General features: G+C 40.4%; 18 protein-coding genes (1 of these 18 cut by a window edge). 9 read left to right on the top strand and 9 right to left on the bottom strand.

Annotated elements, in window-relative coordinates; translation table 11 throughout:
* Positions 1 to 189 precede the first annotated feature (189 nt).
* The 4 genes from hpsU to AC504W_RS06180 all read right to left on the bottom strand — a co-directional run bounded on the left by hpsU (position 190) and on the right by AC504W_RS06180 (position 3,755).
* Entirely contained in the window at positions 190 to 786 is a 597-nt protein-coding gene (hpsU, locus tag AC504W_RS06195; protein ID WP_494876816.1) for a hormogonium polysaccharide biosynthesis acetyltransferase HpsU, read from the bottom strand.
* A gap of 132 nt (positions 787 to 918) precedes the next feature.
* Positions 919 to 1,860 (bottom strand): glycosyltransferase family 2 protein, encoded by a 942-nt coding sequence (locus tag AC504W_RS06190; protein ID WP_494876814.1) that lies wholly within the window; start codon positions 1,858 to 1,860, stop codon positions 919 to 921.
* 15 nt (positions 1,861 to 1,875) lie between these two features.
* Positions 1,876 to 2,808, bottom strand: coding sequence for a glycosyltransferase family 2 protein (locus AC504W_RS06185; RefSeq protein WP_494876813.1), 933 nt, complete (start codon positions 2,806 to 2,808; stop codon positions 1,876 to 1,878).
* 134 nt (positions 2,809 to 2,942) lie between these two features.
* Positions 2,943 to 3,755, bottom strand: coding sequence for a hypothetical protein (locus AC504W_RS06180; RefSeq protein ID WP_494876812.1), 813 nt, complete (start codon positions 3,753 to 3,755; stop codon positions 2,943 to 2,945).
* A 179-nt stretch (positions 3,756 to 3,934) separates the two neighbouring features.
* Here AC504W_RS06180 and cobU point away from each other — a divergent pair, with 179 nt between their 5' ends.
* From cobU to AC504W_RS06165, 3 genes are all read left to right on the top strand, one after another.
* Positions 3,935 to 4,492 carry a bifunctional adenosylcobinamide kinase/adenosylcobinamide-phosphate guanylyltransferase gene (gene cobU, locus AC504W_RS06175; RefSeq protein ID WP_494876811.1) on the top strand — a complete coding sequence of 186 codons (558 nt, stop codon included), beginning with the start codon at positions 3,935 to 3,937 and terminating at the stop codon, positions 4,490 to 4,492.
* 129 nt (positions 4,493 to 4,621) lie between these two features.
* The gene (locus AC504W_RS06170; RefSeq protein ID WP_494876809.1) at positions 4,622 to 5,053 is read left to right on the top strand and encodes a hypothetical protein; all 432 of its coding nucleotides are present in this window, start codon (positions 4,622 to 4,624) and stop codon (positions 5,051 to 5,053) included.
* Between the two features lie 200 nt (positions 5,054 to 5,253).
* Positions 5,254 to 6,216, top strand: coding sequence for a ribonuclease Z (locus tag AC504W_RS06165; RefSeq protein ID WP_494876808.1), 963 nt, complete (start codon positions 5,254 to 5,256; stop codon positions 6,214 to 6,216).
* A 296-nt stretch (positions 6,217 to 6,512) separates the two neighbouring features.
* Here the strand turns inward: AC504W_RS06165 and AC504W_RS06160 are convergent, their stop codons facing one another.
* From AC504W_RS06160 to AC504W_RS06150, 3 genes are all read right to left on the bottom strand, one after another.
* A complete protein-coding gene (locus AC504W_RS06160; protein WP_494876806.1) occupies positions 6,513 to 9,818 on the bottom strand; it encodes a PAS domain S-box protein in 3,306 nt (1,101 codons plus the stop codon).
* Between the two features lie 9 nt (positions 9,819 to 9,827).
* Positions 9,828 to 10,565 carry a CBS domain-containing protein gene (locus AC504W_RS06155; RefSeq protein WP_494876805.1) on the bottom strand — a complete coding sequence of 246 codons (738 nt, stop codon included), beginning with the start codon at positions 10,563 to 10,565 and terminating at the stop codon, positions 9,828 to 9,830.
* Positions 10,566 to 11,493: 928 nt separating this feature from the next.
* Entirely contained in the window at positions 11,494 to 12,204 is a 711-nt protein-coding gene (locus AC504W_RS06150) for a P-loop NTPase family protein (protein ID WP_096582981.1), read from the bottom strand.
* Between the two features lie 848 nt (positions 12,205 to 13,052).
* Between AC504W_RS06150 and AC504W_RS06145 the strand changes: the two genes are divergently transcribed.
* Together AC504W_RS06145 and AC504W_RS06140 are read left to right on the top strand one after the other, a co-directional pair.
* Positions 13,053 to 14,420, top strand: a complete 1,368-nt coding sequence (locus AC504W_RS06145; protein ID WP_494876804.1) for an NAD-dependent succinate-semialdehyde dehydrogenase — start codon at positions 13,053 to 13,055, stop codon at positions 14,418 to 14,420.
* 98 nt (positions 14,421 to 14,518) lie between these two features.
* Positions 14,519 to 16,162, top strand: coding sequence for an acetolactate synthase large subunit (locus AC504W_RS06140; protein ID WP_494876803.1), 1,644 nt, complete (start codon positions 14,519 to 14,521; stop codon positions 16,160 to 16,162).
* A gap of 216 nt (positions 16,163 to 16,378) precedes the next feature.
* Here AC504W_RS06140 and AC504W_RS06135 read toward each other — a convergent pair whose 3' ends face one another.
* Positions 16,379 to 16,705: a hypothetical protein gene (locus AC504W_RS06135; RefSeq protein WP_494876802.1), complete on the bottom strand. Its 327-nt coding sequence runs from the start codon at positions 16,703 to 16,705 to the stop codon at positions 16,379 to 16,381.
* 328 nt (positions 16,706 to 17,033) lie between these two features.
* On the opposite strand from AC504W_RS06135, the gene AC504W_RS06130 reads away from it, so the two are divergent.
* The 3 genes from AC504W_RS06130 (at position 17,034) to AC504W_RS06120 (ending at position 19,549) form a co-directional block, all read left to right on the top strand.
* Positions 17,034 to 17,438: a DUF4112 domain-containing protein gene (locus AC504W_RS06130; RefSeq protein ID WP_494876801.1), complete on the top strand. Its 405-nt coding sequence runs from the start codon at positions 17,034 to 17,036 to the stop codon at positions 17,436 to 17,438.
* Between the two features lie 87 nt (positions 17,439 to 17,525).
* Entirely contained in the window at positions 17,526 to 17,759 is a 234-nt protein-coding gene (locus tag AC504W_RS06125; protein ID WP_494876800.1) for a Nif11-like leader peptide family natural product precursor, read from the top strand.
* A 647-nt stretch (positions 17,760 to 18,406) separates the two neighbouring features.
* Positions 18,407 to 19,549, top strand: a complete 1,143-nt coding sequence (locus AC504W_RS06120; protein WP_494878582.1) for a saccharopine dehydrogenase family protein — start codon at positions 18,407 to 18,409, stop codon at positions 19,547 to 19,549.
* A 385-nt stretch (positions 19,550 to 19,934) separates the two neighbouring features.
* Here the strand turns inward: AC504W_RS06120 and AC504W_RS06115 are convergent, their stop codons facing one another.
* Positions 19,935 to 21,233, bottom strand: coding sequence for a cation:proton antiporter (locus AC504W_RS06115; protein WP_103126680.1), 1,299 nt, complete (start codon positions 21,231 to 21,233; stop codon positions 19,935 to 19,937).
* Positions 21,234 to 21,385: 152 nt separating this feature from the next.
* Between AC504W_RS06115 and AC504W_RS06110 the strand changes: the two genes are divergently transcribed.
* A protein-coding gene (locus AC504W_RS06110) for a cytochrome P450 (protein WP_494876798.1) crosses the window boundary here: on the top strand, positions 21,386 to 21,572 show its start. The gene runs 1,154 nt beyond the window's last position; only the first 187 of its 1,341 coding nucleotides appear in the window; the start codon lies at positions 21,386 to 21,388; the stop codon falls past the right edge of the window.

Below are 21,572 nucleotides of genomic sequence, written 5' to 3'. Positions count from 1 at the left end.
TAACCGAACAATATGGGGGCAATTTCCCCGTCATCTGGGAAAATTTCACAGTTGGGAATTAAAGGCGATCGCACATTATAGAAATTAGAAATTACTCAATCAAATGACCAAGGAAGACCTTGACGGGTGATTCTGTAATTGAGACGTGTGTTAGCTGATTCAAAAAACCCTGATTCCCACTATCAAAAATTAACTTTTTTGCGTAAGTTCTGACTGATTAACTGAATTTTTCAATCTCGCATACTGGGGTTTACAAGGGCTTCCCCAACAAACCTGTCCAGGAGGCATATTGGCAAACACAGTACTGCGAGCGCCAATGACAGCATTTGCACCAATTTCAACGCCGGGGCCAACAAAGCAATCGGTTGTTACCCATACCCCATTATGAATAGTAATTGGCGCTGTTTTTAACCTAAAACTTGGGTCTTGGATGTCGTGGCTACCAGTACACAAATAAGTTTTTTGGGAAATCACACAATGTTCACCAATGCTAATGCCATCTAAGCTGTATAGAACTACATCATCACCAATCCAACTGTAGTCACCGATGGTAATTTTCCAAGGATAAGTGAAGCGAGCAGTGGGTCTAATTAACACACCTTGACCAATACGCGCACCGAAAAGTCTGAGTAAGGAACAACGCAGACTATTAAAAGGATGGAGCGTTAAGGGAAAAGCGATCGCCTGGACAAACCACCATAACAAAACATACCAGCCTGGACGACCACGGTCAAACCAGGATTGGTCGTATTTGCGTAAGTCTACAAAGGATTGGTCATTTGTCATTGGTCATTTGTTATTGGTAAATAAATAAAAGAGACTGGGTAGTATGATTTTCCCAGTCCCTCACGTCTAAAGAAAGCACCGATGATAGATTGCTCTCAAGCTGACTATACGGACTTCTTTACTTTAGATTTACTAAACTGCTGTTTGTTCAATTTTTTGGGGTAGAGAAGGTGGTACGGGTTTAGCGGTATTTGCAGTATTTAATTTACCGCCACAGTTGCGTAACTCATAAAGTTTCACGCCAATTTGATATTCATATTGACTCAACAGCCGCCCATAAATATACCCGGCTTTGCCATCTAAGAAACCACGCTGAATAATGTAGAACAAAATAAAGCGTAAAATTGGCTTAAAAGGTAAATGTACCCAGACTCTTTTCAAAAAGCGCTTACGTTGAACTGCATCACCAAATAAGTCAGCGCCAATTGTGCCTTGTTCATCTTGACCGCTGAGAAGATTGTAATAAACACGAGCTTCCCAATTAGAATAGCGATTGTGTCTTTCTAACCAGTGGAACAAATCGCGGAAGTCTTCATGTAGCATATCATTTTGCAGATAGCCCACTTTACCTTGCAAGATAACGTGTTCGTGAACTTCATTATCTCCTGTGTTGGGAATATCTTCAGTATTGAGGTTTTCGTAACGACCAATTTTGTGCTTAAACAGGCGCAGATTCCAATCGGGATATTTACCCCCGTGACGAATCCATTTACCTAAGAAAAATACCCGACGGTTGAGATAGTAACCGTTAAATTCTGCATTTTGAATTGCTTGAGCAATTTCATCCCATAATTCAGGAGTAATCCGTTCGTCACAATCGACAATTAGTACCCATTCATTACGAAAAGGTAAGTTATCTAAAGACCAATTTTTCTTTTTCGGCCAGCGTCCATTAAAGTGAAACTGCACAACATTTGCGCCATAGTTGTTAGCAATTTCCAGGCTTTTATCAGTACTTTGAGAATCTACAATAAAGATTTCATCTGCTCGTTGCAGGCTAGTCAGACAAGCTGGCAAATTAGCTTCTTCATTTTTGGCAGGAATTAATACCGAGACTGGAATTTTAGACAACATATATTTTGTTATTTGTTATTTTTTATGGGATGTAGAAAGCAGACCCTGAATAGCAGCATTTAAATAACCTATTTGACAATATGTATACACAAGTCTGTCGAAGCGTTCTGCTGGGTCATAAAAATACTGTAATGACTTATATAAACCTCGGATCAAGCGCTCACCACCGCGCAGCAACTGACCGATACCTGTTTTACCAGCAAGTTGTTCTCGGTAGCACTCACTAATTCCTTGCCACCAGCCGCGATTTAAAAACCAAGAGCGATTCAGCCGTTCGGGTGCAACGTTATGAGCCACTAAAGCTTCGGGAAGATAGGCAACTTGCCAGCCATGTTGAAGTGCAAATTCAGTCATTTGCAGTTCTTCATTAGATAACAAGTTTTTTCCGACTCGACCGAGTTGGGGATCGAAACCACCAATTTCTGCAAGGAAGCTACGACGGATTGAATAATTCAAGCCTCTGGGAGTTAAGCCAGGCTGCTCAATATAAACTATTTTTTCCCCTAGGTCGTAAGCGCCCAAATTGCCAGCTAACCCAGAAGATAGCCATTTGGGTGGTTGGATAGTTGGCGGCCATAAAAGCGTCACTTTGCCACCAGCAATCGCTAGTTTCGGGTTGCTTTGATATGCAGAGTACAATACTTGCAACCAGCAGTTGCTGGCTACGGCATCATCATCTAAATAAGCGATAATTTCTGCACTAGCAGCTTTAGCACCAGTGTTACGGGCAACAGATAACCCCGTGGTGGGTTCAAAGATATACTTTAAACGGGGATTGCAGGCTCTTTGTTCTACAACTTCGCGGGTGCGATCGCTGGAATTATTATCTACCACTATCACCTCAAAGTCAGCGGCAAAATCCTGTGCCAATAGGCTATCAATCGCCGCACCTAAATAGGTATCTCGATTGTGAGTACAGATAATGGCAGAGAGTTGGATGTCTGGCATAGGATTAAATTTAAGTTTTTACCCTTGGATTTTAGATTACAGTCTTCCATCCAAAGGTCGCCTGCTCTGTGCTAATCTATAACAAAAAATTCCCACCCACCAACCGCGTTTATTCGGAAATCGTCTTTAATTCTTCAAGCTTGTTGAATATGGCTGTGTAAAACTACGAGAGTTTCTGCTAACTGACTCAGGCGTGTTTCTAGATGTTGTTTGCGTCCTAACAGCTGGCGTAACTTTTGATGACGCGCGATCGCCATACTAACTGTTGGTACTTGATCTGGTGGACATGGCCGTGACCAAACTTTACCAGACCCATCCAAGCCACAAAGACGATAGCCTGTCCGTGAAAATTGATAAGCGTCTTTACCGCCAGTTGTGCAAAGTTCTTCTACATAATTCATCAGCTGGTCAACTTCTGCGTGGCGCAGCGTAGCAGTTCCTGGCTGTTCTGGTTCTTTAGGGTTGGATTCTAACCAACCGTTGACGATTGGCCCTTCTAAATAAAGGTCTTGGATTTGTTGCAAAATAGTTTGGAGTTCTTTTTGCCAACCAGCCACATGAATTTGAATTTCTTGCAACAAATTCATTGCTAAGGCTGGATTTGCTCCATGACGATGGTTGCTAAAGCTAGGAGTTTTAAACTTGGGTAGGCTAGGCGTTTTACCACCAGTGTCTTTTGCAGAAAATGTGTCTACTGAATGATGTTCAGAAAATAAATGCTGTTCAAAATCGCTCTCATTTTGAGAGTGTATCTCTAGGTGGTCTGTTGGTTCTGGTGCGATGTTCTCATCATCAGATGTATCTATATCTGGGGTAGTGGCTTTAGCAGAAACACTAATTCTAAAAGATACTGGATGCTTTGGGGAATCAGGCGCTTCGACCGTTGCATTGTCTCGATTGCCTAGATCGTGTAGAGTTGCCTCAATACGTTTTAACCCTGTTTTCATAAAAATATCCTCTATGTATGCTGCCCTCTGTGGTGTTTTATGATCCACAAAGGTGTGTTGGGAGTTTTCGCTTTTGCCAATTTTGGCACAAATTAATGCTGGTGCTAATTTTATCTTTTAGAAAGATATCTGCCACAAACAAACTCAAAATCATCGTTTAAAGGTATTAGGAAATATCAGTGGGTAAAGTTATTTTAATTACTGGTGCTGCGCGGTCGGGAAAAAGTGAATGGGCAGAATCCTTAGCAAAGCAGTCAGGTAAACAAGTTATTTATGTCGCTACCGCCACTGAAAATCCTGCTGATATAGAGTGGCAAAAACGCATTCTGGCACATCAACAACGCCGTCCCCAAAATTGGACAACTTTGGCAGTACCGATAGAAATATCAGCTACTTTGGCTGATGCTAAACCTTATGGTTGTTTGTTAGTTGATTCTTTGGGAACTTGGGTGACAAATCTTTTAGACCAGGATGAAATTAGTTGGCAAAATACAAGCACAGAGTTTTTAGAGACCGTACAATTAGTAGCTGCCGATATGCTGTTTGTAGCGGAAGAAGTCGGTTGGGGTGTGGTTCCAGCTTATCCCATTGGGAGGCTATTCCGCGATCGCTTGGGTTCTTTGGTACGCCAATTAGGTGCTATTTGTGACACAGTTTATCTTGTGACTGGTGGTCATGTATTGAATCTAAGTGTCCTGGGTACACCACTACCAAAAGCAATAGATGAGGAATTGTAACGGATAAATTTAAGAAAAATTACGAGAACTTGATTATTATTTTGTCTGCCTATAGATAGTCAAATTTTTAATAGAAAATTAATAACATACACAAAGCAAGTCTCCTCATACCGAATGTACAATCATGGTATGGCAAACACAGAAGATGTAAGAAAGTATCTCGCCTACTGGTTTCAGTTGGGTAAGAGAGTAGTAATCGGTAATGGGGTAACAAGCTTGTTGCCTCAGCCAGTATATCAAGGCGATCGCTATAGCCAGGAATTTGAAAAGTGTTGGCAGCAAATTATATCGTCAGAATCGGGCGATTGTCATTTAGAAGGCACTCACGAAACCATCGCAGAATTGCTGACCTCTGTATGGGAAATGTCGCCTTGTAGCCGTTGCAATATGCCAATTCCGATGAGAAATGTGGGAATGCCGGCAGAAACTTGTCCATGTAATGATTTACCCGGCTGGCCGAATACTGATTTACCAGCACCACGTTCTGCTATTGATAACCAACAAAAACTAACAGGAATTCGCGATCGCCTTTTAAAAAATCTTTCCGCAAAAACTAAATAAACTATGTTACACAATTAATTTCTCAAAGCTTGTAACCGTGGTTTATCATCAAAACTGCGGTATTTTTATACTTGCTTTCATGAAAAATTAAAAACCTTGTACTTTAAATGTGCAGTCTTGAAAGCAAAATTTTTTTGAGAAACCATGTCACCATATAGAATAAAGCACCAAAATCAGCAATAGGGAAACGAAAAAACGCTGTGCAGATAACATTTTTAGGGACAAGTTCAGGTGTACCTACGCGATCGCGTAATGTTTCTAGTGTCGCCCTAAGATTACCCCAAAGGGCAGAACTCTGGTTATTCGATTGTGGTGAAGGTACTCAGCATCAAATTTTGCGGAGTGACCTAAAAATCAGCCAACTTTCCCGAATTTTTATTACCCATCTGCATGGCGACCATATTTTTGGCTTGATGGGTTTATTGGCTAGTTGTGGTTTAGCTGGCAATGTTGACAGGGTTGATCTTTATGGCCCACCTGGATTAAATGAATATATCCAATCAGCATCACGCTATTCTCATACGCACTTTTCCTATCCGATTAAAGTTCATGCTGTCCGTCCGGGAGTAATTTACGAAGATCAAGAGTTCACAGTCACCTGTGGCCAATTACATCATCGAATTACTGCATTTGGTTATCGGGTCGCCGAAAAAGACCGTTCAGGACGTTTTGATATTGAAAAAGCCAAAGCGCTGCAAATTCCTCCTGGTCGGATTTATGGTCAACTCAAACGTGGCGAAACTGTCACCTTGAATGATGGGAGAGTCATTAAAGGTACTGAACTTTGCGGCCCTACAGAAATTGGCCGCAAAATAGCTTATTGTACAGATACAGTTTATACAGAAGGGGCAGTAGAACTAGCCAAAGATGCGGATGTATTAATTCACGAAGCTACCTTTGCCCATCAAGACGCAGATATGGCTTTTCAAAGATTGCATTCCACAACCACGATGGCAGCACAAACAGCTTTAGTGGCTGGTTCCCATCGGTTAATTATGACTCATTTTAGTCCTCGCTACGCTCCTGGCAACCCCATAGAATTGAAGGATTTGCTTCAGGAAGCGCGGGCGATTTTTCCTAAGACAGATATGGCTTATGACTTTATGACTTATGATGTTCCACGACGGCGGGAAGTTGAGTTAAAAGAAGTGTCTGTCAGTTAAGGCAGCATTGTGATTTCAAGCAGGTAGTAATGCGATCGCCCCAAGTCAAGCAATAATTACAATGCACTAAAAGTAAGCAAATTCAGCCCTGCATTTCTTACTAATACTTGTCATCGCCCAGATAAATCGATGGTTTTGAAAGCCAATGCTGTGCATCTATATTATGCGGTCGGGGCTTAAATAGAATTCTTAATCATTTTTGAGAAAATAGCATAATTGCAAGTATCTTGTATAAAAGCTTTGTAGCTTTTTTATCAGTCCCTTAGATGTAAGGCATTTTGCAAGTAAGCAATGTTCTAATCTTTAATCCCGATTACATCCGATAGAGTAGTCAATAAATCTGTGGTTGTGTAGGGCTTAGAGAAAAATTTGTCTGCACCAGCCGCGATCGCTTTTTGCTCGTTGGCGGGTAAGCCACTGGTGACAATAATCTTGACGTTGGGGTTGATGGTGCGTAGGGTGCGGATAGCGGTTAATCCGTCCATGTTGGGCATGAACATATCTAGCAAGACGGCACTGATTTCTGGTTGATATTCAACATAGAGAGCGATCGCCTCAATACCATCATTAGCCACTAGGGTTTTGTAATTATAATCTTCTAGGGTTTCCTGTGTGGTTTTTTGGACGACGGCTTCATCATCTACAACCAAAATCAACTCCTCGTTACCTCTGGGCAGTTCTGCCTCCATTTCTGCCTCGGTTGCTGTGCCTTCTCCTCTGAGTAAGAACACTTGAAATTCTGTGCCTTTACCTACCTCACTTAATACGTTGATAAAACCTTCATGATTCTTGACGATACCTAAAACCGTTGATAGTCCTAGCCCTGTACCTTTACCAACTTCTTTTGTAGTAAAAAATGGATCAAATATCCGCTCCAAAAATTCTGGCGGAATTCCCGTCCCGGTATCTGAGACAGTGACAACAATGTAGTCCCCTGCATGAGCGTCCAGGTGCATTCGGGCATAGGTTGTGTCAATCATACGATTTTCGGCAGTGATTTTGAGTATCCCACCATTGGGCATGGCATCACGGGCATTGACTGCCAGATTCATGAATACTTGCTCTATTTGAGTGGGATCAGCTTTGACCATCCAGAGTGTATTTGTGGGAATGTCAGCACGGATGTCAATGGATTTCGGAAATGTCTGTTTGATGACTTTGACCAATTCTTTGAGCAAATGTCCAGGTTGCAGTAGGATACGTTGACCTTCTGTACCACGGGCAAAGGTGAGAATTTGCTTCACTAAATCAGAGCCACGCTTTGAGCTAGTTTCTAAAGTTTTAAACAGTTCTTGAGTCCGTGCATCCACACTTTTGCATCTGGCAGGCAACAGTTGAGCAATCATCATAATGGGAGCAAAGACGTTGTTAAGGTCGTGGGCAATGCCACTGGCGAGAGTTCCTATACTCTCCAACCTTTGAGCGCGGTAAAATTGTTGCTCTAGTTGTTTTTTCTCGGTGATGTCGGTGTTAACTACTAAGATGGATTGGGGTTCGCCAAATTGATTGTTTACTAGTGTCCACCGACTAGCAACAATAATTTCTCTACCACTTTTAGTGACTTGTTCTAACTCACCTTGCCAAGCACCTTGTTCGATAGTAGTTTGTAAACCTACTTCGAGTTGCGATAATGATTTTCTGTAGAATATTTCATGGGCTTTTTTACCCAAGCTTTCCTCTGCTGTCCAGCCATACAAGCACTCAGCCCCTTGACTCCAGAACAAAATGCGGTTTTCTAAATCATGGACAAAAATAGCATCGGTGGCGATATCAATTAAAGCTGCTTGTTCTTGAATTTTCTCTTGTGCTTGTTTGCGTTCAGTGATGTCTGTGTCCGCAACTGTGACTATCCAGCAATTTGCGACTTCATCATATCGAGATGTAAAAGTCCCTGAAATCCAGCGTACACCACCATTTTTGTGATAAAAACGATACTGTATTGTCACAGTGGTTGCCGCAAACAAATTTTCTAAGGCAGGCATGAAAATATTTTCTAGGTCTTCTGGAAACACCCGTGACATCCAGCAATATTGCTCTATCATTTCTTGTTGAGTGTAACCAAAGATACCTTCACATCCTGCTGATTGGTAATCATATTCCCAATCAAGATTAGCAAACAGGCGAAAACGAGCTATTGAGATTGCTGAACTGTTAAGGATATCTCTGAGCTTCGCTTCTGATTGTTGGAGGTTGAATTCTAGTTGCTTTTGTTCAGTGATATCCATATTCACGCCAATCATCTGGAGTGGCTCACCCGTGATGTCATCGTATAATACTTGACCTTTACATAATGACCAACCAACTGTACCATCTGGGTAAAGAAACCGGAATTCGAGATCATGGGGTACTTGCTGGTCAATGGCTCGCAAAACTGATTGATGTAGCCGTTCGCGGTCTTCAGGATGGACAATTTGATTTAAAAAATTTTCATAGCTGACATCAAACGTATCAGGGGTTAAACCAAATAAAGAAAACAGATGATCAGACCAGATAACTTCATTGGTTTGCAAATCCCAGTCCCAAGTGCCAATATTAGCAGCCCAGAGTGCTAGTTTTAGCCGTTGCTCACTTTTTTGCAGATTTGCCTTAGCTTGTTGGCGTTCTGTAATGTCCTGATGCACCCCAATCATCCGGAGTGGCTGACCAGTTTCATCGTAGAAGACGCTTCCTTTGCCATGTGCCCAGTGTACTGTACCATCCAGCCATACTACCCGAAACTCGATATTACAGATGGTATGCTGATCAATACACTGCATCAGAGATTGTTCCACAAATTCTCGGTCTTCAGGGTGAATGAAATTTAAAAATGATTCAAACCTGTTGTTGAATGTCTGGGGATCGAGATCAAATAGAGAACACATACTCTCAGACCAGACCACCTCATTAGTTTGCAGATTCCAGTCCCAAATACCTGTCTTGCTGGCTGAGAGTGCGAGTTGTAGGCGTTGCTCGCTGTTTTGCAGATTGACTTCAGCTTGTTGCCGTTGGCTCACATCCCGGATGATGGAAAGATGGCGATGTGGCATAAAATTGGCAACCGCCGCAAATTCTGTTGCTCGTACTGTACCGTTGGGACGATGCAATAGAAACTCACCCGACATTTTTCCTTGTTTGCAGAACTGTTGCCAAGCCTGGGTAAAATTAAATTCGGGTGCGGCAAAATCCGCAATTGTGGAAGCTAAAAGTTCTTCTCTAGATACACCAAATAATTCGCAAGCTGCTGCATTGGCATCTACATAACGTCCCTCATCATCCGCAATCAGGATCGCATCCAAAACGTGATCAAACAAGGCTTGCAACTGCTGTTCACGCTGTTGTAGACGTGCATTAGCTTGCACCAGTTCGGCTGTCCGTTCCACCACTCGAAACTCTAATTCTTGTTGAGTTTGGCGCAGTGATTCCTCAACTTGGCGGCGTTGTTTGATTTCTGCTTCTAACTGCTGGTTGCTTTGCTGGAGTTGAACTGTTTGCTCTGTAACTTTGGCTTGTAAGGCTTGGATGACGTTGACTATTTCTACAGGATCAAACACTTGCAAAAGATTGGTTTGTGTCACCAGTCCTTGCAGTTCTCCTTGTTCATCTACTACAACTACCCGCCTCACCCCTTGCTCTTACATCAACTGGTGAACAGTCAACAAAGATTCACTAGGATTGATACTTAATACAGGGGTACTCATTACGGCTTGCACCTGAGTTTGAGCCATATCTAGTCCCTGTAACTGGACTTTGAGAATATCTTTCTCGGTGATCATCCCCACCGGAATCAACTTTGTCTGTTGTGGGGCGACAATGACGACGCAACTGATGCGGCGATCGCTCATCATCTGAGATAATTCCAACACAGATGTAGTTGACAGTGCATAAATAATTTCCGTTACCATCACCTCTGTCACACATCGCAGTTTCAGCAGATGCACTGGTTGGATTACCTGACGGATTCTGTCTTGAGTAATCAAGCCTAACAATTGCCCTTGCTCATCGACCACAGGCAAATGGCGAATGTGATGCTGGCGTATGAAAGCTAAAGCGGTGAGAGCATTTTGAGCCGCACCCTGTGTCAAGCTAATGACTGGCTGAGTCATCACCTCGAAAATTTTTACCCTGGATAAATCTACCCCTGCGCCAGTGAGCCTGACTACATCACGTAGGGTGAATATACCTATTAACTTTTTTTCCTCAACTACTAAAACATAACTACTAAAATCAGATGCAGAATCCACTGTACTGCTGCTTACAGGATTCATAAAAGCAATTACATCAACGAGCAGAGTATCCGGTAACACAGTTAAAGGGTAACATTCCATTACCTGCTCTAAGGTAGGTAAATCCACAGGATAAAGTGATGGCATTAGTTAAGTGTTTCCGTGAAAGCAATAAAAAAGTGATATTAAAAATCTGAACAGCAAAAAATCAGCTTAAAAAGTATGAATCTTCAGGCTAGATGACAAAATTTAGCTTTTTTCTCAAATCACAGTTCTGATGTTAATTTTGGCTAATATACTGAGATATTATTTTGTAATCTTAATAACTTTTTATGACTAAAATGTCTCAGATTGATTATACAACTATTTACAAAACACAAACTAAGCAACTCTAGGAGTTAATTTCTTTCCAAGGATTGTTACAGTATAAAAAATATCAATGTTTTTAAAATTAATGTGGTTCGCTCTTTGATTTAGCTTTTAATAAAAAAATCTATTTTAATTAGGTTAAAATTTGATTTACAGTTATGATAAAAACATCAGTATCTAGTGGTTTTAGTAGTTATATAAAGGGCTAAAATTTTTACCTAATGCTAGTTTGGCAAACGGGTGTAATCGCTCATAGCTTATTGCTGCTCTTACTAGAAAAGGCCGTGATATTCCAATATCACAATATCCAAGGGTGATCCCGATTTTCTCCTCTAGCTAACCCGTCCATTGCTTCGCAAGGAAGTTATGCTGTAATGGCAGATGAAAGCTTCACTATTAAAGTATTTGAGTAAGTAAACAGATTTTTTTTGAATTAATTTTCTTACTTGCGCCCTATTTGATAAGTAAATACCTAATTTTATTTATTAAACATAGAACTTAACCTATGTAGTACGCGAATAGCCTTGTGGTGATGTACTAGAAGGTGAAGTTATGACGCGACTGTCAGAGAAAATTAATGCCTAACACACCATATTATGCTGCGGTGCATCAGGCTACGGTCATAACACTAAAACTACTTGTGTTGTGCATAAATACAGAGTCAGAATGATCATAACAAGAAGTAGCAAATGACCATCGACTCATTTTAAGCCTGTTTTACTTCTTCATACCAAATGCCAACTTTTTCAAAAGCAGCATAAGCCAGCTTGAGAAAATGTACGACTCGCTGTTTGCTCAAAATACCAAATTCTTTATATTCTCGTGCTTCTGAAAAGGTCATACGAGTTTGGTCAATGATATTTCTTTCTTTGTATGCCAACTTCGGAAAATCCACAACCTGAACGTTATGCTTCTGTACTAACTGTTGCATGTTAGGGTCAGAATCAACGTGTTCCCAGTCGTCACACAGTCCACAATTCCTGACGAGGACATGGGGAACTTTATCACCGTAGCTATTTATAGACTGGACAAATAAATTTAAGCTGTCATATCCGCCTGTAGTTACAAACCACTTACAAAAACTAACTCCTTCGGCGCTTCCTAGTTCGAGTAACTGGTTTTTATCAATCCAGTTTTTGACGGCGCGATGGCTTTGAGCGGCGAGATTGACAATTACTGGCTTAGACATTGCCATCTCAAAGATTCTATCGGCTTTGTCGGCTTGGCGTTCATCTTCGGTAAACACAGCATACTGACACATCCCCTTATAAACACCAGCCACATCAGGATTTGATCTATCTGTCTCTATGGGTACAAAGGGAATTTTTTTATCCAGACAATATTGAATCATTGTCCGAGTGACTAGAGACTTTCCTACCCCACCTTTTTCACCATCTATTAAATGAATTGTTGGCATAATAGCTACCCCTAATACTGTTTGAAGTTATTTAAAATATCTGCTTGTGCTTTGGACGCTTTTGCTGTCTTCCGCTGCAACTTTTATACCATCTGTTGAGAAATACTGCTGGTTTTTCGGGAAATTAGCGTTTATCTATAGGGATTTTTTTCTAGAGTTTGTGCGTGTTATGTCACCAGTTAGGCTCAAAATTTAAATAATCCTAGCATCAAAGGCTGACAACCTTTCGATACAAACTTTTACATTAGCATTAGGGAGAAATTGAAGAACAGAAGCTAGAAAAAGCTGAAAAAGGGTGAATTGCTGTATTATTTAAATTTCCAGCTTTTCCTTGCTCTAGTTAAATTTACTTTTGCAAGACTAAGCTCCTAGATTTTTGCGATGAGAATCCTATTTAATTTTGAAAAAAAATGCAGTAGGCTTTACGTCCTGCTTTCTTGTTCTTGATTTTCTATCTCTACCAATAATTAAGAAGTCTAATCGGAATAACATAGTAGCGCTTTAGGTTTTTCGGTGCTATCGTAAAAACCTGGCTTTGTATGAGGTTGTTTGCTCGATTATTTGCCGATCGCTCACACAAAAATTATCGATTAATGGCACAATGGCTAGTAATTTTTGCCTAGCAATTGGATGAAAAAAATCTTACTACTCACTGAATTTACTCTTGAGAATATTTACCTAAAAACACATTCAATTATTGTATATATTGTTATATGTTTAATTGCGAAATTGTAATATTAAGCGACCAATAATAAGGGATAAGTCTACAATTTTGATGGTAGCTTCTATAACTAATTTGTGTAAAAATAGGCGGCTACCTCAAGCTATTTTTTAATGGGGGTCAGGCAATGGCTATCGCCACCATCAATCCCGCCACTGGGGAGACGCTCAAAACTTTTGAGCCACTCAACGATGCTGAAATTGCCGCTAAACTGGATTTGGCAAATCAAGCTTTTGAGCAATATCGTAAGACGAGTTTCTCTCAGCGATCGCTCTGGTTGCAAAAGGCTGCGGAAATTTTAGACCAAGAAAAAACAGACTTTGCTAAAGTCATGACGCTGGAAATGGGTAAACCATATAAAGCCGCAATTTCTGAAGTCGAAAAATGTGCCGCTGTTTGTCGCTATTATGCCGAACACGCAGCTGATTTTTTGGCTGATGTTGCTGTGAAAACTGATGCTAGTCATAGTTTTGTCCGCTATCAGCCATTAGGGGTGATTTTGGCAGTGATGCCGTGGAATTTCCCTTTTTGGCAAGTGTTTCGCTTTGCTGCGCCTGCACTGATGGCTGGTAATGTGGGTTTATTAAAACATGCGTCTAATGTGCCGCAATCTGCTTTAGCAATTGCAGAGATTATCCAACGGGCTGGTTTTCCTGAAGGTGTATTTCAAACTTTATTAATTGGTGCGGCAAAAGTTGCCGATATCATTGCTGATGACCGCGTGAAAGCGGCAACTTTGACAGGAAGTGAACCAGCGGGTGCATCTTTAGCCGCCACGGCTGGTAAACATATTAAAAAAACAGTTCTGGAATTGGGGGGAAGTGATCCGTTTATTGTGTTAGCTAGTGCTGATGTAGAAACAGCCGTGGCTACAGCTACCGCCGCGCGGATGTTAAATAATGGGCAATCTTGTATTGCAGCGAAACGCTTTATTGTGGAAGAAGCGATCGCTGATCAATTTGAGAAGTTGCTATTAGATAAATTTCAGGCGCTGAAAGTCGGCGATCCGATGCAACCAGATACCGATTTAGGGCCACTAGCTACACCAGATATTCTCCAAGATTTAGATCAGCAAGTCCAAGTTGCTAAAAACAGTGGTGGAAAAGTCTTGACTGGTGGGTATCATATTTCAGACCGTCCAGGAAACTTTTATCCACCAACTATCATCACAGATATTCCCCTTGACGCACCAATAGCTCAGGAAGAATTTTTTGGCCCGGTAGCTTTGTTATTCCGGGTTCCAGACATTGATGCTGCAATTAAACTAGCAAATGCTACACCTTTTGGTTTAGGCGCTAGTGCTTGGACAAATAACGACCAAGAACGCGATCGCTTGATTACCGAAATTGAAGCGGGTGCAGTCTTTATCAACGGTTTGGTCAAATCTGACCCCAGGTTGCCTTTTGGTGGTATCAAACGTTCTGGGTATGGCCGAGAATTAAGCATTCAAGGTATACAAGAGTTTGTCAATGTTAAAACTGTTTGGGTGAAATAGTAGAAAAGTATGAAGTCTGAAGTATGAAGTCTGAAATTAGATCTCATACTTCAAAAAATCTGCGTTTCCTATTTCGTGCATCTTATGAGGAAATTAAAATGAATACAGCAGAATTATTAGTCAAGTGTTTAGAAAATGAAGGAGTCGAATATGTTTTTGGACTCCCAGGTGAGGAAAATTTACACGTTTTAGAAGCATTAAAACATTCTTCAATTAAATTTATTACAACTCGTCATGAACAAGGTGCGGCTTTTATGGCCGATGTCTACGGACGTTTAACCGGGAAAGCTGGGGTTTGTCTTTCCACTCTTGGCCCTGGCGCAACCAATCTGATGACTGGTGTAGCGGATGCAAATCTTGATGGTGCGCCTTTGGTGGCAATTACTGGTCAAGTGGGAACCGATAGAATGCACATTGAATCCCACCAATATTTAGATTTAGTGGCAATGTTTGCCCCGGTAACTAAGTGGAATAAGCAGATTGTTCGCCCAAGTATTACACCAGAAGTAGTGCGGAAAGCCTTCAAGCGATCGCAAACCGAAAAACCCGGCGCAGTCCACATAGATTTACCAGAAAATATTGCTGCTATGCCCGTTGAAGGTAAACCTTTACAGCGGGATAAAATTGAAAAAACCTACGCCTCTTTTGCCAGCATCCGCGCCGCCGCCGCGATGATATCCCAAGCGGTGAATCCCCTAATTTTAGTTGGCAATGGTGCAATTCGCGGCCAAGCTAGTGATGCCGTGACCCAATTTGCCACGCAAATGAATATACCTGTGGCGAATACATTCATGGGTAAAGGCGTAATTCCTTACACTCATCCTTTAGCTTTATGGTCTGTGGGATTACAGCAACGGGACTTTATCACCTGCGGCTTTGATAATACAGATTTAGTCATTGCGATCGGCTACGATTTAATTGAATTTTCCCCGAAAAAATGGAATCCTGAAGGTAAGATTCCAATTGTGCATATTAGTACAGCTGCGGCGGAAATTGATAGTAGCTATGTTTCTCATGTAGAAGTCATCGGCGATATTTCTGACTCTCTCTCAGAAATTTTAAAAGTAGCTGATCGCCAAGGTAAACCTCATCCCTACGCCATTACCTTGCGCGGCGAGATTCGGGCTGATTATGAACAATACGCCAACGATGAAGGTTATCCTATTAAGCCGCAAAAATTAATTTATGACTTGCGGCAAGTTATGGGGCCAGATGATATCGTTATCTCTGACGTTGGCGCACACAAAATGTGGATGGCGCGTCATTATCATTGTCATAGTCCCAATACTTGCATTATTTCTAACGGTTTTGCAGCAATGGGTATTGCTATTCCTGGTGCTTTAGCGGCTAAACTCGTTTATCCTAATCGCAAAATTGTTGCCGTAACTGGTGACGGTGGCTTTATGATGAATTGCCAAGAATTAGAAACAGCTTTGCGTGTGGGTACTCCCTTCGTCACCTTGATATTTAATGATGGTGGCTATGGCTTAATTGAATGGAAACAAGAAAACCATTTTGGCAAAGGTAATTCATCCTTTGTACATTTTGGTAATCCTGATTTTGTCAAATTTGCTGAAAGTATGGGTTTAAAAGGTTATCGAGTGGAATCTAGTCTCGATTTAATACCTATACTCAAAGAAGCCTTAGCCCAGGATGTACCAGCTGTCATCGATTGTCCGGTAGACTACAGAGAAAATCGTCGCTTTACTCAAAAAGCTGGTGAGTTGAGTTGTGGTGTGTAGTTAATGCTGAGTTAGAAAATGTATCGGCATCAAAAAGCATTTGACTTAACACCCTAACATGCTCTTGACTTGATACAGCATTGCAGCCTCATACACCCTGTTTTCTGACTAATAAATGAGGCTGCTATCAAGTGTTTTCCCGGCAAATTCTCAACATTGCATTTTTGAAAAAATTAATTTGACAGGGTATTTTCAGCAAATAAATAAATACCTAATCTATCTTGTTTTATTTTGCAAACTACGTAATTGCTCTACTATATAATCTTCTAGTTCTTGTTTTTCTCTACCACTAGCTCTACGTTGATAAGTTCTGCCTGTTTCTTGAATAAACTTGCGCTTCTCTAATTGAGAACCTTTAGATTTACTGCCTGATTTTTGCAAATTTTTTTGTAATTCTTCCCAAGTTTGTTCCCCAATACTTTCACCTAGTTTTTGTAATGCTTGAGGTAATAGTGTTTTTGCTTCTCTGTGGAAATCTTCGTCTGTTTCTAGGGCATTTAACTCTACATTACTATAGTCAATGTCAATTTGAAATTTACTCATTAATTTTTTCAAAAAAACAACTTATTAATTATTGCATACAGTCACCGATTTGAAATGATTTAACAATCTAGCAGTAGCCAAGTTGGTTAGAATATCGGTAAATAATGAAACTTAGACGGCAAAAGGCTTTTAACTCTGTTACTGCGATAAATTCAGTTTAGCAGGGCGATCGCCTACTCAAAACTCTGCAAAATTTTTGTCAATTTCAGCAGGGAATAAGCCAGAAGCAGCACCAATAAACATAGATGTGTCTAGTTGTTCTTTCTCAGGATACAAGACATATCAATGAAAATAATGCACCTTAAAAATAGTGCGGAGATCATCAATTATGGATGCTGTTAAACGCCTGGCTACTCTTGAACGTATCCGCAGACTTAGCCGTCTGATGGATACATCTATACGCATACCTCTACTTGGTTTTCGCATTGGATTAGACCCCATTATTGGTCTGGTTCCAGGTGCTGGAGATTTCATTAGTACAGGATTTTCGGCTTACATTATATTTTTAGCTACCCGCTTCGGTATTCCTCGCCAAGACTTAGCCAAAATGATTTTTAATGTTGGTTTAGAAGCTGTAGTTGGTAGTGTACCTTTAGTGGGTGATTTGTTTGATGCGTTCTACAAATCCAACATTCGGAATTTGGCAATTTTAGAGCAACATCTGACAAAAGTTACACCAGAATCTCAAGTGGTATCTGGTGAAGTAGTGCAAAAGGAATTGAGCCGAGTTTAAGATTGAGAGTTGCAATATTTTGTAAAACTAGAACAGTCTTAATGAACACATTCAAGCTTGACTATTTAATATAGGAGATGAGCTATCATGGCAATGCAAAATGCTGCAAAATTTTTTCAAGCAGTCAAAGAAGACCAAGCATTTCAGCAAAAACTCAAGGCTACAGCTAATCCAGAAGCGTTTGTTAAGATTGCTAGAGAACGTGGCTATGATTTCACTGTTGAAGAACTAGAGGCTGAAATTGATAAATTGTCGGCAGAAGATTTAGCTGCTATTGTCAATCCAGGGTGGGGGCCAAGAAGGCACATTAATCCTAGATAATTCTGGAAATAACAGGCTAAAAGTCTATACTAAAAGACTAGATACTTGCATAGGCTTTTACCTGCAATTATGATGCTGAACGTGCTTGAGCTAAATCACGTATCAGCAAAGTCCTAGAGTAAATGTAATCCGTTAGGCTTAGAGTTTCTTCAGAATCCAGGACTTTATTGCTCTCAATCTGTCCTAATAGCAGCTTAACCAAATCTTTGTCACTAAGTCCCAGGAGTGTACTGCTTTGGGTTTGTTCCACTACAGCCCAAAGCTGACGTAATATTTTTGAGTTCACAAGGCACATCTTCATTACTCTCGCTCCTGGCTTGAATGAACGCGGATCACTACTGATGAGAATCTAAAGAAAATATTAAATTATTTAGTTTCGCCAGAATCTGCAATATTACAAAAACTTATTAAATATATGTATACTTACATATTTGACAAAATTTGTTTATCAAAACAACCCTGATTGCCTGAGACGGTTTGATGGCGGTCTCTTTTATTTATAATTTTATACCGAGTCTTTACAAATAACCGAAGTGCGTAAATGCTGGATATATCTTCCTATATTGGTAGGCAAGTCATCCTTGTAACCGATGACAAAGACAATGATCAACTGGTCAAATACAAGTAATGTTGCCCATACCGGAGTAATGACAGACCGCGTTTTAATTCTTGGAGGAAGGGGGCGAATTGGTAGCAGTGTCGCTCAGGATATTGCTAACCATACGCAAGCCAAAATTACCATCACTGGGCGTACTCCAGAGACGGGAAGTTTGCCCTTAGCAGAACGAGAACAGTATTTAACTTTAGACTTGGCAGAAGTTGATAAACTACGGGAAGCGATCGCTAACTCTGATTTAGTCGTTCACTGTGCAGGCCCGTTTCACTACCGTGATGCCAATGTTCTCAAATTTTGTATTGAACAAGGCGTTAACTACATAGATGTGAGTGACCACCGTTCTTTTACTAGCAAAGCTTTAACTTATCATGAACAAGCTGTTGCATCTGGGGTAACAGCCGTAATTAATACAGGCATTTTCCCTGGTATATCTAACAGTATGGTGCGTCAGGGTGTAGAACAATTTGATGAAGCCGAAAAAATCAAGTTGTTCTATTTAGTGGCTGGTTCCGGTGGTGCTGGTATCACCGTTATGCGGACAACTTTTCTCGGCTTACAACATCCTTTTGAAGCTTGGATAGATGGCAAATGGCAGGAAGTCAAGCCTTATAGTGAAAGAGAACTTGTTGATTTTCCCCATTATCAACGTAATGGAGTTTACTGGTTTGATATGCCAGAAACCTTTACCTTGCCTTATGCCTTTCCTTCAGTTAAAAGTGTAGTTACTAAGTTTGGTTCATTTCCCGATTACTATAATCATCTGACCTGGATTGCAGCACATATTTTCCCCAAGTGGTTAATGCAGCGTAATGGCATGATTGAATTCTTATCTCATGTCAGCCATACCATGACAGATTTTACTAATCGTTTCAGCGGTATTGGTGTAGCAGTCAGGTCAGAAGTTACAGGCAAAAAAAATGGTTCAACAGGCGTTTATGCTTCTACTGTATTGCATGATAATGCTGCTTTAGCCACTGGCTGTGGTACTGGTACTGTTGCTCAATTAATTCTTGAAGGTAAACTTCATAAACCAGGAGTTTTACCTGTAGAAAATGCCCTACCAACAGATTTGTTTACTCAGGTGATGGATAGTCGCGGAATTAAGATTGAACATACCTTTTTAAAGTACCCTGAACAAGTGATGAGTTCTCACGGCAAAGACTCAGCGACATAACAGGACAAAAGCGGCGATCGCTGCACCAATATTCGTGCGACCAACTTAAAATAATATTCTCAAAGCAAACGTCCTGATACAGTTCACACTCTCCGCTTGTCAAATGTATCACCTTAAAAGTGAAACAGTCTCTGCAAATCATCTTCAATAGAAAACCCCACGGGTGCTGTGGGGTTGTTTTATTAGGGTTTCTTATTATAGTACTAGAGTACTACACTTAAGTAAAATTTGCAAGTACTTTTTTTCTTATACCATCTCGCTAAAAATCTCTCCAACTCTCATTCCCTGATGTACTCTGCATCTCTGTAGTATCCTCTACCATACGGGTTCTCCTGTAGAGTACAGGAGTCTAAATTTTTCCGTTAACTGTTGATTATGTCTGCGTTTACTCAAATTCATCAATAGTAGAAGCCGGTAGAGGTTTTTTCTGTTTGGCAATATGAGCCTCATACCAAGTCATTAAGGGAGTTGCACTAATTCCATGTACAATTACTGACACAACAATAGTCGTGTAAGTTATCCAGGCAATTTGTTCAGCAGCTTCTCCCTTGAGACCGTTACCAAAAGCATAGGCAAGATAATAAAGGGAACCAACACCACGAATTCCAAACCAACCAAATAACCAGCGAGTTCCAGGGTGTAAATTGCGGCGATGGGAACTAAATGGATGTTTACTGATTGTGCTGACCCATGCACCTAAAGGTCGTATAAACACGAATAATAAAATAATTACTACTAAAGATTGGAAAGCATAATCAAGCATAGGCTTGAATAGTAAGATTGAGCCTAACAATAGAATTGTGCCAACTTCTAACAGCTTTTCTAGTTGTTCAATAAATTCTAATTGAGCCAATGGTTTTTCTGGATTGCGATAACTTCGTTGCACGACTAAACCCGCTACAAATACTGCCAAAAAACCATAACCATTCACAAATTCTGTTAAAGAATAAGTCAGTAAAATTATACTAATACCAACAAAATCTTCCATTAATTTATCAGCAGAACGGCGCTTTTGGAGATTTTGATCAATCCAGACGATTACTTTAGGAACTAAAATACCCATCAAGATTCCTGCTGCGATCGCCCAAAGTAAATCTATCACTATCCATTCTTTAAACCAGTTGTGCCAATTATCATCTTTTAAAGCATAAATCCCAAAATAAACAAAGGGAAAAGCTAAGGCATCATTTAATCCACCTTCTGATGTTAAACCAAAACGTAACTCATCTCTATCATTAGTATCAGTCAGTTGTACTTCTGAGGCTAACACCGGGTCAGTAGGTGCTAAAATCGCTCCTAATAATATAGCTTCTCCCCAATTCATCCCTAAGAATAACTTGCCCACAACAGCCAAGCCAAAAATTGAAATTGGCATTAATAAACCAATCAGGCGAGATGTAATCCCCCAAACTTGAAAATTTAGTGGACGAATAATTTTTAAGCCACAACCAAAAACCGAAACAATAACTACTAATTCGGAAATTTTTTCTAATAATTCGGCGTTAAATACATCATCCCGACGTAATTGAATTAAACCTAAGCCATAAGGCCCAAGAAAAATCCCAACCAATAGATAGATAAGTGAAAACGATAAAGGTAGACGGGTAATCCAACCAGATCCCAATGTAACTACCAGTAAGAGTAATCCAATTACAAACAAGTCAATAATATAAATATCAAACATGGAAATTAGTATAAAAAATGTATACCAATTTGCCAGTTTAATTGTAATATGTCTAGCAATAAATTACCTATAGGTAGATTTAATGAAGAAACAATCCGGTAATTAATACTTTTGTTCGGTTAGTAAAAATAGCAATACTAGGAGCCTGAGTTATGCAACTCCCAGATAGTCCAAAAATTCCTAAATTTATGCAGCTAGTTCAATGGATTTATCAGCCATTGCAACTAATGGAAAATTCTGCCAAAGCACATGGTGATTGTTTCACGTTATGGCTAACTAACAAGCAGCCAATGGTGTTTTTGAGTCACCCGCAAGCAATTCAACAGTTGTTTACAGACA

The sequence above is a fragment of the Nostoc sp. C96 genome (assembly GCF_059384975.1).
The sequence above is the reverse complement of the archived record's forward strand: the minus strand, read 5'-3'. Positions and strand labels throughout refer to the sequence as shown.